This is a genomic window from Pseudarthrobacter sp. Hb11 (assembly GCF_059383655.1).
The window spans coordinates 20,991-33,953 of sequence record NZ_JBWZCM010000020.1 but is presented as its reverse complement, the minus strand read 5'-3'; the positions used below and the strand labels follow the sequence as shown (position 1 = coordinate 33,953).

11 protein-coding genes are annotated in these 12,963 nt (G+C 61.5%); 4 read left to right on the top strand and 7 right to left on the bottom strand.

Going from position 1 to position 12,963, the window contains the following annotated elements:
• Positions 1-85: 85 nt before the first annotated feature.
• Both AC50X7_RS18185 and AC50X7_RS18180 read right to left on the bottom strand, forming a co-directional pair.
• Complete coding sequence (locus tag AC50X7_RS18185) at positions 86-1,387, bottom strand: Nramp family divalent metal transporter (RefSeq protein ID WP_494980292.1); 1,302 nt, start codon at positions 1,385-1,387, stop codon at positions 86-88.
• Between the two features lie 121 nt (positions 1,388-1,508).
• A complete protein-coding gene (locus AC50X7_RS18180) occupies positions 1,509-2,438 on the bottom strand; it encodes a dihydrodipicolinate synthase family protein (RefSeq protein WP_494980291.1) in 930 nt (309 codons plus the stop codon).
• Between the two features lie 166 nt (positions 2,439-2,604).
• On the opposite strand from AC50X7_RS18180, the gene AC50X7_RS18175 reads away from it, so the two are divergent.
• Both AC50X7_RS18175 and AC50X7_RS18170 read left to right on the top strand, forming a co-directional pair.
• The gene (locus tag AC50X7_RS18175; protein ID WP_494980295.1) at positions 2,605-3,618 is read left to right on the top strand and encodes a LacI family DNA-binding transcriptional regulator; all 1,014 of its coding nucleotides are present in this window, start codon (positions 2,605-2,607) and stop codon (positions 3,616-3,618) included.
• Between the two features lie 904 nt (positions 3,619-4,522).
• Positions 4,523-5,998, top strand: coding sequence for an amino acid permease (locus AC50X7_RS18170; protein ID WP_494980290.1), 1,476 nt, complete (start codon positions 4,523-4,525; stop codon positions 5,996-5,998).
• Positions 5,999-6,403: 405 nt separating this feature from the next.
• Here the strand turns inward: AC50X7_RS18170 and AC50X7_RS18165 are convergent, their stop codons facing one another.
• Positions 6,404-7,294, bottom strand: coding sequence for a LysR family transcriptional regulator (locus tag AC50X7_RS18165; protein WP_494980289.1), 891 nt, complete (start codon positions 7,292-7,294; stop codon positions 6,404-6,406).
• Between the two features lie 332 nt (positions 7,295-7,626).
• Between AC50X7_RS18165 and AC50X7_RS18160 the strand changes: the two genes are divergently transcribed.
• The gene (locus AC50X7_RS18160) at positions 7,627-8,226 is read left to right on the top strand and encodes an EamA family transporter (RefSeq protein WP_494980288.1); all 600 of its coding nucleotides are present in this window, start codon (positions 7,627-7,629) and stop codon (positions 8,224-8,226) included.
• 30 nt (positions 8,227-8,256) lie between these two features.
• Here the strand turns inward: AC50X7_RS18160 and AC50X7_RS18155 are convergent, their stop codons facing one another.
• Positions 8,257-8,511: an AzlD domain-containing protein gene (locus AC50X7_RS18155; protein WP_494980287.1), complete on the bottom strand. Its 255-nt coding sequence runs from the start codon at positions 8,509-8,511 to the stop codon at positions 8,257-8,259.
• Between the two features lie 83 nt (positions 8,512-8,594).
• Positions 8,595-8,867: an ABC transporter permease family protein gene (locus tag AC50X7_RS18150; RefSeq protein WP_494980286.1), complete on the bottom strand. Its 273-nt coding sequence runs from the start codon at positions 8,865-8,867 to the stop codon at positions 8,595-8,597.
• A gap of 459 nt (positions 8,868-9,326) precedes the next feature.
• Between AC50X7_RS18150 and AC50X7_RS18145 the strand changes: the two genes are divergently transcribed.
• Complete coding sequence (locus AC50X7_RS18145) at positions 9,327-11,468, top strand: amylo-alpha-1,6-glucosidase (RefSeq protein ID WP_494980285.1); 2,142 nt, start codon at positions 9,327-9,329, stop codon at positions 11,466-11,468.
• A gap of 505 nt (positions 11,469-11,973) precedes the next feature.
• Here the strand turns inward: AC50X7_RS18145 and AC50X7_RS18140 are convergent.
• Both AC50X7_RS18140 and AC50X7_RS18135 read right to left on the bottom strand, forming a co-directional pair.
• Entirely contained in the window at positions 11,974-12,489 is a 516-nt protein-coding gene (locus AC50X7_RS18140) for a gluconokinase (protein WP_494980284.1), read from the bottom strand.
• A gap of 20 nt (positions 12,490-12,509) precedes the next feature.
• Positions 12,510-12,821, bottom strand: coding sequence for a putative quinol monooxygenase (locus AC50X7_RS18135; RefSeq protein WP_494980283.1), 312 nt, complete (start codon positions 12,819-12,821; stop codon positions 12,510-12,512).
• Between the last annotated feature and the right edge of the window lie 142 nt (positions 12,822-12,963).

Genomic DNA, 12,963 nt, shown 5'->3' with positions numbered 1-12,963 from the left:
GGGAAGAGTGGGGGGCGGTGGGGAGAAGGGGAAGAAAACTTCTTCCCCCCCCCTTTTGTTGCACGCACTACTTTGTTGGCCGTGTTTAGCCGAACAGTGTGGTAATCAGCCGAATGGACAGAGCGATGATGGCGAGGAGGCCGATGGCTCCAAAGAGGTTGTGCCACCACTTGTTGCGTAGGTCTCCCATGAGGGCGGTTTTGTTGGCCATGGTGACGATCAGGACCCCGAGCAGGGGTGCGATGAGGACAGTCAGGGACTGGGCGATGACGATTAGTCCGACGGGGGAGGACTGGAATGAGAGGGTGATAATCAGGCCGAAGGCCAGGATCATGCCGGTGAAGATGCGGGCTGCGGGGGACCCTGCTTTGGAGCCGCGGCCGATGGCGTCGGAGAGCATGGTGCCGCCTGCGGTGGCGTTGGCGATCATGGAGGAGAACGCTGCGCCGGAGAGTCCCAGGGCGAACACCATGGCCCCGGTGGGGCCTGCCAACGGGGTGAAGATGGAGGCGAGGGCGTTGATGGTTCCTGCTTCGGCTCCGGTTTTGCCGAGCACGGCGGCTGCGACCATGATGACGAGGGCGGTCATGATGCCGGGTGCGACGATGCCGGGGATGGTGTCGACGAGGGTGATGTCGCGGTAGTCGGCGCGGGTGCGGCGGTGTTCTTTGATGCCGTAGGAGGTGTAGAAGGCGGCGTTGATGGAGAAGTTGGTGCCGACCAGGGCCACAATGAGAATCTCACTTCCGGCCGGCAGGCTCGGAACCATGCCTGCCATGGACCGGTACCAGTCCGGCTGGGCAACGACGGTGCTGGCGATGAAGGCCAGACCCATGAGCACGACGATGACTAGGAGCGCTTTTTCAACGATGCCATAGACGTTTTTGAAGGCCAGGACAATGCCGACGGCGACGGTGCAGACCACGGTCCAGATGACTGGGGAGCCGCCGAATATCAAGGACAGGCCGAGTCCGGAGCCCACGGCGTTGCCGACGGAGAACATGAGGGTGATGCCGAAGACGCCGAATCCTGCGAGAAGACCGACCCATTTGCCGAGGTGTTCCTTGATCGAGGAGATCAAAGAGACGGGAGTCGCGATGCCGAGGCGGACGCTCATGTCGGTGAAGAAGATCATGAGGATCGTTGATACGGCGATGACCCAGACGAGGGTGTAGTCGAACCGGCTTCCGGCCTGCACGGCGGTGGTGAGGTTTCCGGGGCCGAACTGCCAGGCTCCGACGACAAAGGCCGGGCCCATGAGGGCAAGGTAGCCCAGGAAGGTGCGGTGCTTTTTAGTGCTGCCTTCGGCCTGGTGTTCTTGCTGGGTTGCCATCTGGTCTTCCCTGGTTCCGGGGTGGGTGATGGTCTTATTCTGCTGCTCGCGCATTGGCGAGTCCTCCTTATACAGCGACATTGCTGGGTCGTCGATGACCGGGGTGGAGAGTAAAGAGTTGGGCACGGGTGGCGGGCGGCGGCCCGCCACCCGTGAGGATCCGGGGAAGAAGGGATCAGGCGCTGACGGTGACCTTGCCGATGTTTGCGGCAGCGAAGGCTTCCGCAATCTCGGTATCGGCGCCCTCGGGCAGGGGCAGGAGCGGGGTGCGCACCGTGGCGTGGTCCAAAATGCCGCGGTTGACAAGGCCCCACTTCAAGGCGACGGTGCCCTCCATGTGGGAACCGCGGTGGTAAACGTTCTTGGTCACCGGGAGCAGCCGCTCATGAATGGCGTGTGCACGCGGGTAGTCCTGCGCTTTGCCGGCCTCGATCAGTTCGACGAGCAGCTCGGGGGCGATGTTGCCGTAGCCGACGAGCAAACCGTCGACATCGAACATCGTCGGCAGCAGGTACTCGTCATGGCAGGACAGCACCTGCAGCTCGGGGTAGGCGGCGCGCAGCGCGGGGATCTCGGTGTACCACCGGCGCATGTTCCGGACACCGTTCTTCGTGGCAAAGACGCCCTCCTGGCCAGCGATCTCCAGCTGAGTGTCCAGGTCATAGGTCGCCTTGGTGTTGTCGGGGTACTGGAAGAGGATCAGCGGCAGACCGGACTCTTCATAGATCTCCTGGTAGCGCGACTGCGGCGCGCCCTTCTGGTATCCGAAGCGCAGCCACCCGTGCGAGGGGTAGACGAGACCCGCTGACGCGCCGGCCTCGACGGCCTTCTTTGCCTCGAGGGCCGCGGTCTTGTTGCCCTCCTTCGTGATGCCCGCCACGACCGGCACGTCGGTCGACGCCACGAACGCGCGGATAACGTCCAGCTGCTCCTCTTCGGTAAGGAACGTGCCTTCGCCGGCGTGCCCCAGGACGACGAGGCTCTTCACGCCCTCAATCGATCCGAGCCACGAACCCAGACGCTGGATCGCAGCGAAGTCGACAGCGCCATCTTCGGTGAACGGGGTGACAGGTGCGGGGCTGAGTCCGCGGAGATCGAGTGTCATTTCAGCTACCTCTTGTCTTCTTTGATGATCGGTAGTCCCGCTATTATGGGAACGTTTGCGGGAACGTTTTCAATTTTGCACGTGTCGCAGCTCACTGTCAAGAGAACGTTTGCAAGAAAGGAGGATTAGAGTGTCTGTACCACCTTTGCTGACCAGGAGATCCGCCATGGAACCGGCCGCCACCGGGAATGTTGTCACCCTTAAGGACGTCGCAGCAGCCAGTGGCGTGAGCATCTCCACCGCCAGCCGCGCCCTCGACGAGCGGACCACCTCCCGCTCGGCAGCGGCAGCGAACGTGCGGAAGATAGCCGAGGAGCTCGGGTACCGGAGGAACTCTTTCGCCTCCAGCCTGCGCCGCGGCGAAACCCGCACCCTCGGCGTCCTTGTTCCCCGCCTGAGCGACACAGTCATGGCCCTGATGTTCGAAGAACTCGAAAAGGCCGCATCCGCCCGCGGGTACTTCGCCATGGTCGCTACGAGTGGGGACGACCCCGAAGATGAACGCCGGGCGGCGGAGACTCTGCTGGACCGCAACGTCGACGGATTGATCCTTGCAACGGCCCGGCTCGACGATGAACTGCCAGACATGCTTCGCCAAAGAAAGGTTGCCCACGCCCTGGTACTGCGCACAGACGGGCTCAGCCCATCCTCGCTCGGTGACGACGAGGTCGGCGGGTATCTTGCCGTGCGCCACCTCATCGATCTCGGCCACCGGGACATAGCCGTGGCAACAGGCCCGTCCTTTACCTCTACAGGCACCGCCCGCCTCGCCGGCGCCCGTAGGGCCATGACAGAAGCCGGCATCAACCCGCCGAACAAATGGCTGATCGCCGCCGGCTACGGCATCGAAAACGGGTTCGCAGCCGGGGAAACCCTCTTAGGCGGGAACGAGCATCGCCCCACCGCCATATTCGCGGCCAACGACAACCTGGCCATGGGAATCATCGCCGCCGCGCACCGCTTCCACATCACCGTCGGAGAAGACCTGGCGCTCGTCGGCTATAACGACATACCCCTCTCCGCCCGGCTCCCAACCCCGCTCTCATCCGTCCGCGTCCCGCTGGACCAGATCGCCGGGAACGCCATAGATCTGATAGTCAACCCCGGCAAGGAACCGAAAATCCGGAAATCGCTACCCACACTCATGCCCCGCGAGTCGAGCGGTCCACCCAGGCGTTGAGCCCTTCGAGCTCCGGTTATGGCGGGGTTCCTCAAAGCACGGAAGCTCTCGCAGCTACTTCTACTCCCGTTAAACGCAGACAATTGATCTTCTGTCACCTGACCATGCCTTGATCAGCCTTTGCTTCGTGTCTACAAGGCAGACCGTGAGCGGTCCACCGCTGGGGTCAATTCCGGTTATCCACGGCTGGGAAGTGGAGCCTTTAGGGTAGCTCCCTGGCAGCAGTAGCGGTGGATAACCTCTGAGAATTGTCCCCGGTCGTGGGCCGCGGCAGCCTCATGTGCACTCTGGTTCTGAAAGCCAGAGTGGAAATCGCAAGACACGTCACGACCATCGTCGTCAGGTTGGGGTGTGGCCTAAATGACCCGCACGGTGCCCACGCGCGCGATCCAGCGCAAAGAAGGTGATGAACGCCAGCGCCGTGCACAGGACGGCCAGTGCGATGAGCGCTAGCTGTAATAACCCAGTTGGTTGGTGACGGGGCTGGCGGGTGAGGCGCCTTGAGTGCGGTCTGGGGCCTGTGGCGATTGTAGTAGTCGATGAGGCGGGGTAGCACGCTTGGCGTTCGGTTTCTGAGCCATAGGCCTTGGCGTAGGCCCATTCTTCTTTGAGGATGTGCTGATCGGTTCCCCGCTGATGATGGCCGGATGCTGGCTCGCCGCCACCGGCGGCACCGTACGAGCCCTCAAGGTCACGACCGACCTGCCGCCGATCGCCCGAAGCTGAGCCAGCCGTTCCTACTTATTCACTATCAATTTTACAAAAAATCGGGTAGACATACCGCTGACTATGCGTCATATTATGCACGCAGCCATTTATCTTCTCGGTGCGGATCACGATGCTGTATGTGGGCGGCATTACGGGTTTGCCCTTGTAGAGACTAACAAAGTGGAGAGACGTCAGCATGAACGAGTCCGGCTCAACGGAAGACCCGGCATCGGGGCATAAGAAACTTCGGTCGCGTCACGTCACCATGATTACGCTTGGCGGTATTATCGGTGCCAGCTTGTTTGTCGGCTCGGGAAACATCGTCCGTGCCGTCGGACCCGCGGCTGTTCTGTCGTACCTAATCGGCGGAGTGCTCGTGCTGCTCACGATGAGGATGCTTGGTGAGATGGCTGCCGCGCGACCGACAATCGGCTCATTTATGGAGTATGCCCGAGTCGGCCTCGGCGAATGGGCAGGGTACCTAGTGGGCTGGCTCTACTGGTACTTCTGGGTAGGCGTCATCGCATTCGAAGCTGTCGTCGGCGGCGCGATCCTCACCGGCTGGTTCCCAGCAATTCCACAGTGGCTCTTCTCCGTTGTCCTGTTGCTCATATTCACGACCACCAACCTGGTATCAGTGCGTTCCTTCGGCGAAGTCGAATTCTGGCTCGCGAGCATTAAAGTAATCGCAATCATCGTGTTCCTGGCCTTCGGAACTTTATTCGCATTAGGGCTCTGGGCGAACGCTACGTTCTCGATTCCTAACCTTTGGGCACACGGCGGTTTTGCTCCCAACGGAATGTGGCCGGTAATAAGCGGCGTAGCGATTGTGATCTTTTCGTACTTCGGCACTGAAATCGCCGTCATGGCAGCAGCCGAGTCCGAGGACCCCGCCAAGGGCATCCGCCAGGCCACCATCACCATTGTCTGGCGCATCCTGCTGTTCTTCGTTGGCGCTGTGCTGCTCATCGTTACCATCGTTCCCTGGAACCAGCTCCCGAGCCCGAAAGAAGTCGCACCATTCGCCTACATCTTCGGCCTCTTCGGGCTACCGGGCGCCTCGCTCATAATGAGTGCCGTCATCCTTACTGCCGTTTGCTCAGTGCTCAATTCCGGTCTTTACTCGGCAGCGCGAATGTTTTCCTCACTCGCCGCGAAGGGGCTTGCTCCACGTATCATCGCCAAGCAGTCGAAAGCAGGTGTGCCTATCTTCGCGGTGCTGGCATCGACCGTCGGTGGCTACGCGGCCGTGCTGGTGAATTTCCTCGCCCCGGAGTCAGGAATCTTCGATTTCATCATGAACTCCGCCGGGCTCGTGGCGCTGTTCGTCTACGCATTCATCGCAACTACGCAAATGCGGATCCGCCATAAGATGACGGCGGAAGAGCGCGCTGGCCTGAAGCTGAAAATGTGGCTGCATCCCTGGCTCGGCATCCTCACACTCGCTGGGGTCGCGGGCGTGATCGTTGTGATGCTACTCATCGACGATGCAAGCCGCTCCCAGGTGTGGATGAGCCTTATTTCTGTGTCAGTGCTGATCGTCTTCTGGCCACTCGTACGACGACGGCTCAAGGAGCGGGATGCAAACACGCTAGGCGGTCGCGCCGATCACTCTCTGGCAGCGATACACGATATTGCCCAAGATGAAAGAGAACATGGCATCCACCAGTGAACCTAACCCCTAACGTTCTCACGACGCTGAACTGTCAAGGTGGAACACGAATACGTCGAAATGTCCGGCTTCCATAAGATGGGAATTCTCGAAGCTAGTCTCGTCACCATTCTTCGACTGCGCCGCCAGGCCCAAACGAGTGCAGCAAGCCCCTCCCCCGCCTGTTTTCAAACGCCGATAATGGATATTCCGTCAACCTGCCTCGGCAGGGCAAACCCGTGCTTGCTGACCACGCGGGCCGGAACCGGTGGCGACTCTAATCCGTCCATGGCTGGGGGGAGCGGTGGATAACCTACGAGAATTGTCCCCGGCTCTGGGCGGGCGGACCGGACTTCTCGGTTTGACGTAGATCAATTCCGTTGTTGGTGAGACCAAGCAAAGGATTGTGTCAGCTATGGGTGTGCTTTATCTGTACAAGCTCCCGGCCCCGTGCGTTATTTCTAGCGCTTTGTATAGGCTGCGGATGAGTTCGGCCGCCTCGGTTTTGAGTGCGGGAGGGTCGGTTTTCGACCAAGCTAGGTAGACGGGGACGGGCGGCGCGTCGCGGACGAGCCGGTAGACCAGGCCGGCCCTTCGGTATTGTTGGGCGGTGGATTCGGCGGTTATGCCCCGGGCTTTACCGCTGCCGATGACCGTTAGCCAGTCGTCCACGTCATTGGTGATTACCGTCTGAACGGGTTGCTTTCCTTCGGGCCAGAGGTCCAGGCGGGTGCTTCCGGTACGTAGATCAATGGCCACCGTGGCATCTCTGACCTGGGCGAGCGTGACAGTTCGCTTGGCTGCCAGGGGGTCCTCAATTGCCATTGCGCAGTAGCGCTTCTCGTATCCGGTGAGGACGAAGTCGAGGGTTCCTGGTTCCGGGGTGCGGCGCAGGATTGCAAGATCGGTTGTTCCTTCGGCCAGCCCTGCAGTAGGGGTGTTTGTCCTGATGAGCAGCAGGTCTTTGTCGGGGAAGGCGGCGGTCCACCGGCGTTGGAACTCAGGGGTGTATCTGCCCAGGGCAGACCACGCATATCCAATCCTTACGGTGCTCTTGGAGGAGGACGCTTCACGCTGAAGATCCTCCAGCGCAGACAGGGCATGTCGGGCGCGACCTATCACGCGCTTCCCCGCGGGAGTGAGTTCCACGCTGCGGGTGGTCCGCACCAGCAACCGGACTCCTAGTGCCCGTTCAAGAGCAGCGACGTTCCGGGAAACAGCGGCCTGGGAAATACCCAGCTCAATGGCCGCGTCGGTGAACGTCCCAGCCTCTGTAACCCTGAGGAAAGATCTCAGGTGGCGTATCTCGAAGTCCATGGCCACCAGTCTATTCATGCAGGATCTGCATCAGTTGGCGCACTTATGCATTATGGGGGAGTGGGGCCGTTGCGGAGAATCCATTCATGGATAAAGCAGGGAAAGGGCGTCAGGGGCGGGCAACGGCCACGCTCGTAGCAAGTGCGCTCTCAAACCAATTGGGTGCGGCCAGTGGCTCGATGGCTTTTTCGGCAGTGGGCCCCGTCGGTGTTGTTGCAGTTCGTCAACTTGTTGCTGCCGCGGTACTTCTGCCGCTGGTCCGGCCAAGAGTTCGGGATTTCACGCTTTCGCAATGGTGGCCGATACTTCTGCTCGCCTTAGTCTTCGGAACGATGAATCTTTCGCTCTACGCGGCCATCGAGCGGATCGGTCTGGGACTTGCCGTGACGCTGGAATTCCTTGGGCCTCTAGCAGTTGCCTTAGCCACAACCAGAAATAAAGGCAGCATGTTCTGTGCTGCCATTGCTGGTGCGGGCGTTGTTGCCATCACACAGCCCGAGGCTTCCACGGACTACGCGGGAATCGGTCTTGCACTCATCGCGGCATCGAGCTGGGCTGCCTACATCCTGCTGAACAGAACGGTAGGTAACCGGATACCGGGCGTCCAGGGAACTGCCACCGCGACCGGAGTGTCAGCCGCACTGTTCCTCCCCATCGGGCTCACCATCTTAATCACTCAAAGGCCCGACGCCACCATGGTCCTTTGTGCCATCGTCGCTGGACTCCTGGCGTCCGTCGTGCCGTACATTGCCGACTTGGTAGCGCTGCGGAGCGTCCCGGCCCACATCTTTGGCGTACTCATGAGTATCAATCCTGTGTTCGCTGCGGCCATCGGAGCCATCGCACTCGATGAGGAACTGGGCGCGGTGAAATGGGCCGGGATAGTCCTTATTGTCGGGGCTAACGCCTTCGCTCTGCGCCTTCGGCGCTAAAGGGGGAGCGGGTATCAGGCTGACGGGCAGTTATCCCAGTGTGGGCAAAGCCGAGGCAAGTGTGACGTGGAGAGCTGTTCCGCCAAGAACGCTCAGAATTGCGTTCCGGCGCCACAGGTGAAGGGTAGCTGTCACTGCAAGCCCTCCGGCTGCAGCGAGGGTGAGGTGGGTGAGTGAGGGCGGAACGTGACGGACGGTGTAGACAACGAGGATGGTCATGATCCCGACAGGCATGTTCTCGTTGAGGTAGGGCAGCAGCTTGCTGTGCCGGATGGGCACCAGCACGGCGAACGGTACTGCCCGCAGCGCCCCACGTAATGGCTGATGAGACCAGGACAGCGGCAAGAATGTAAGTTGGCTCAGGCACGTCAGCGTTTCCTTCCACGGAGCGTGTAACGGAGGATGAGGAAGACGACGAACATCGTCATCGCCGCGACGAGCATGCCTTCACCGAAAACCCGGTTTCCCGCAACCGCGCATACGAGGGCGACCAGAGGGACCGGGACGCTTTTGCGGATGCGGTAGGCGTCCATGCCCAGTACAAGAAAAAACGCCGTAAGCGCGAAATCCAGACCAACCACCGTCCTCGGGATCAGCGCACCGCCGAGCGAGCCGGCTGTTACACCTCCTACCCATGCCACCTGGAAGCAGGACTGGATCGCCAGAATTCGGCGCCGGCTCCAAGTCTTTGCCTCGGGGCTCGAGGTGAGTGCCCACGCCTCATCAGTCTCCCTGGCAGCAGTAGCGGTGGATAACGGATGAGAATTGTCCCCTGCTGTGGGCGGAAGCTACGTATTCGCAGTAGAGCGGAGATGCCCACTGCTAGCAGACCAGGCGAGGAGACCTTTGTATGGTTGGGGTGTGCTTCAAGTTGACGAGTTTGTTCCAACGACGTGTTCGAGCCGTGCGGTGCTCGGTTGACGACGCGCGGCTGCTGGACGACACCCACCTGCTGGAGATTGTCGGAGGCGTACCAGGGCCGTTGACAAGGATGTGCTCCATGACGTCCTGCCGCTGCTGCGAACGCCCCTTTCATCAGCCCTGCCTGAGGCGTAGCGTCTATTCCGCCGGGAACGGTCGTAGCCGTCAAAGGAGCGGACATGGCTGGATGGAATTCAGACACAGCGGCGGGGCCTGTGGGGGCGGGAACTGTAACGCTGGTGGAAGGCTCATCTTTCTGCATCTCCGCCGCCAACGGCGACATCGATCCGGAACTTCCCCACGGCGTGTTCCACGAGGACACCCGAATCCTGTCCGGGTGGAGCATGACGGTGAACGGCCAGTCGCTCGAGCCGCTGGCCGCCGAAACGAAGGAACCCTACCGCGCGCTGTTCATCGGCCGCGTTCCGCGCGGGGATGGATACGCGGACAGCCCTCTGATTGTCGAGCGACTGCGGGAAGTGGCTGCCGGAGTGGTTGAGGAAATCACTATTCGCAACTACTCCGGGGACCCTGTGGAGTGCAGCATCTCCGTCGGCGTCGATTCGGACTTCGCGGACCTGTTCGAGGTAAAGGAAGCGAGGGTCCAGCGGCGCTGGGAGGTCGTCCGTGGAGCCGACGGCGATTCCCTGATTATCAGCGCGGTCTGGCAGGACCTGCGGAAGGCTGTCCTGGTGCGGGGACGCGGGGCCGTAGCCACGGCCGGCGCGCTTACGTACCAGGCGATGGTGCCCGGTTACGGCCATTGGGGCACGCGGCTGAGCGTCTCACCGGCCGGGCAGCACAACGTTTCTCGCCCTGCCCGGCATGGCACTTCATCGAGCGAGCGGCGGCACCAGGAGTGGGTCGCCAAGATCCCCAGGCTGCAGATGACCAACCGGTCGATCGAGCGTACGCTGCGGCGCAGTTACGACGATCTCGGCGCACTTCGGATCGAGGACCCTGCGCATCCGGAGCGGATTGTGGTGGCCGCGGGAGCGCCGTGGTTCATGACGCTGTTTGGGCGTGACTCGCTGTGGGCTTCCGAAATGGCCCTTCCTGTGGACCCGTCACTGGCTCTTGGGACCTTGCAGACCCTGGCTGACCGCCAGGGCAAAGTGGTGGACCCGGTGAGTGAGGAGGAACCCGGGAAGATCCTCCACGAGGTACGGCTGGGGGTGTCCTCCGGGCTGGCTCTGGGCGGCAAGTCGGTTTATTACGGCAGCGTGGACGCCACCCCGCAGTTCGTGATGACCTTGGCCTCCGTCAGCCGGTGGGGCTTCGCGAAGGACACTATCGCCGCCCTCCTGCCCAACGCGGACCGCGCGCTGGCCTGGGTCCGGAACTACGGCGACAAGGACGGAGACGGCTTCGTTGAGTACTCCCGCCTCAATGACCAGGGCCTGCTCAACCAGGGCTGGAAGGACTCCTGGGACGGCATCAACTTCGCCGACGGCACCCTGGCCGAGCCGCCCATAGCCCTTTGCGAGGTGCAGGCGCTGGTGTACTCAGCGCTCCTGTCGCGGGCTTGGATGGCGTACGACGGCGGCGACGCGCCTTTGGCAGTGCAGCTCACCGAAGAGGCGGCGGCGCTGAAGAAGAAGTTCAACGAGGCATTCTGGCTGCCGGAACGCGGCTACTTCGCTGTAGCACTGGACGGCAGGAAACGCCCAGTGGACGCCTGCGCCTCAAACATGGGCCAGTGCCTGTGGCACGGCATCGTTGACGATGACAAGGTGCCGCTGGTGGCCGAGCGGCTGATGTCGCCGGAGATGTTCAGCGGATGGGGCGTCCGGACCCTTGCCACGGACATGGGCGCCTACAACCCGGCAAGCTACCACAACGGGTCTGTCTGGCCGCATGACAACGCCATCATCGCGGCGGGCCTCATGCGCTACGGATTCGTGGAGGAAGCGCAACGGATCGCGACTGCCCTGCTTGAAGCGGCGGACTACTCCGACGGACGACTCCCGGAACTGTTCTGCGGTTTCAGCCGAGAACAGGTGACCGAACCGGTGCCGTACCCCACCGCCTGCTCACCCCAAGCGTGGGCGGCAACCACCCCCATCATGCTGATCACCAGCCTGATGCGCTACGACGCCCACGTTTCGCGGGGCGGCTTCTGGATGGATCCTGCCCTGCCGGAGACCTACGGGGACCTGCACATTACCAACGCACCTCTGGCCGGCGGCCGGATTACCATTGACATCACCCACACTGGGACGTCAGTGCAGGGCCTGCCGGAGGGCATCACATTCCACCGCGAACACCGGCCGTGGCTGACCGAGCTCACTTCGCAGGCCGGACTCGACGCCAAAGGCTAAAGCGCCCAGCCAGCGAGATGGTTGGGAATCCGGCCCCGGGCGACTCATTGCGGGAGGCAGGCCCGGGACCGGAAGTTATGGGGAGCGCGGGATTAACCCGTGCTCGCGTTTGCCGTCGATGAGACGGTTGACCCCCCTTATTTGACCTTTCCCCCGCCCATTTTGAAGCGCCGATAATGGATATTCCGTTAACTTGTCTGGGCCCGGCAAACCCGTACTTGCTGATCACGCGGCCGGAACTGGGGACGACTCAATCCGTCTATAGCTGGGGTAAATTCAGGTTATCCACGGCTTGGATTGGGAGCCTTTGGGTAGGTCCCTGGCAGCAGTAGCGGTGGATAACCTATGAGAATCGTCAGCGGCTGTGGATGGTGGCAGCAGGCTTCTTCTCTTTCGTGCGGGAGAACCAATTCCGACTGTTTCTGGAGTCCAAGCGCGCGTCGTTCGTTAAGTTGGGTGTCCTTGAGTTGACGTACCATGGCGCCGGGGGCCTCGGATTAGGAGCTCATCTTTCGTCCTGATCGGTACCGGCCGGTACTGCGAGATGTACTTGGCGCAGGTTTGCGAGAATCTGATCGGTGAGTGCTTCGATGCCGCCTTCGGATGTCACTGTCATTCCGGCTTCGGCTATTTCAAGGGTCTCGAGTGTCTCCAGCTGTGAGGTGAGGAGGGATGGAGGCATGAAGTGTCCTGGGCGCTGGACCAGCCGCTCCTGCAGTACGGATGGGTCGACCTTTAAGAGGATGAACCTGGTGGAGGGAGCGGCTTCGCGGATAGCGTCACGGTAGGCGCGTTTGAGGGCCGAACAGGCCACCACGATCCCTTGGGGGTGTTGGGCGGCGAGTTCTTTGCCGACCAGGCGAAGCCAGGGCCATCTATCCTCGTCGGTGAGCGGTATGCCAGCTGTCATCTTTTCGACGTTAGGTACGGGGTGCAGGTCATCAGCGTCCTTGAAGGCTGCCCCGAGTCTTGCTGCCAGCGCGGCACCTACCGCAGTCTTACCTGCACCAGACACGCCCATGACGACTATGGGGCCACACACTACAGCGCGCCCTGTTGTGCTGTTCCTGCGGGGATCGGAACCATTCGGGTCACGACGACAGGCTTCTCCAGCAGGCCTTCGAGGGAGGCGTTCAGGCGTTTAACCGGTTCGCCTTCGCCATGGGCGTCGAGCAGCTCAGCTGATTCCCATTTCTCTATCATGAGGATTTGGTTTTTCGGGGCTTCATGGATCGCGTAGAGCAGGCAGCCGGGTTCCTGGTGGACTTCGCTGATTGCGGGGGAGAGGGCGGCTACGACCTGGTCGAAGGCGCCTTCCTTGGGGCTAAAAGCTGCAGTGACGACGATGGTCATCGTGAGGTTCTCCTTGTGTTACGGGTGCCTTTGAGGACGTGAGGGTCTGGAGATGCAGGCGCGGACCGGCGGTCATAATCCGTCGGTCCGCGCGAACATCCGCAGGGTGTAGCTTGGACTCAGCTGAGAGTGACGACGTTTC

What these genes read in the sequence shown, in the direction of transcription:
- AC50X7_RS18185 (WP_494980292.1), bottom strand. Translation starts at nt 1,387, where the DNA reads ATGCGCGAGCAGCAGAATAAGACCATCACCCACCCCGGAACCAGGGAA.
- AC50X7_RS18180 (WP_494980291.1), bottom strand. Translation starts at nt 2,438, where the DNA reads ATGACACTCGATCTCCGCGGACTCAGCCCCGCACCTGTCACCCCGTTC.
- AC50X7_RS18175 (WP_494980295.1), top strand. Translation starts at nt 2,605, where the DNA reads ATGGAACCGGCCGCCACCGGGAATGTTGTCACCCTTAAGGACGTCGCA.
- AC50X7_RS18170 (WP_494980290.1), top strand. Translation starts at nt 4,523, where the DNA reads ATGAACGAGTCCGGCTCAACGGAAGACCCGGCATCGGGGCATAAGAAA.
- AC50X7_RS18165 (WP_494980289.1), bottom strand. Translation starts at nt 7,294, where the DNA reads ATGGACTTCGAGATACGCCACCTGAGATCTTTCCTCAGGGTTACAGAG.
- AC50X7_RS18160 (WP_494980288.1), top strand. Translation starts at nt 7,627, where the DNA reads ATGAATCTTTCGCTCTACGCGGCCATCGAGCGGATCGGTCTGGGACTT.
- AC50X7_RS18145 (WP_494980285.1), top strand. Translation starts at nt 9,327, where the DNA reads ATGGCTGGATGGAATTCAGACACAGCGGCGGGGCCTGTGGGGGCGGGA.
- AC50X7_RS18140 (WP_494980284.1), bottom strand. Translation starts at nt 12,489, where the DNA reads ATGGGCGTGTCTGGTGCAGGTAAGACTGCGGTAGGTGCCGCGCTGGCA.
- AC50X7_RS18135 (WP_494980283.1), bottom strand. Translation starts at nt 12,821, where the DNA reads ATGACCATCGTCGTCACTGCAGCTTTTAGCCCCAAGGAAGGCGCCTTC.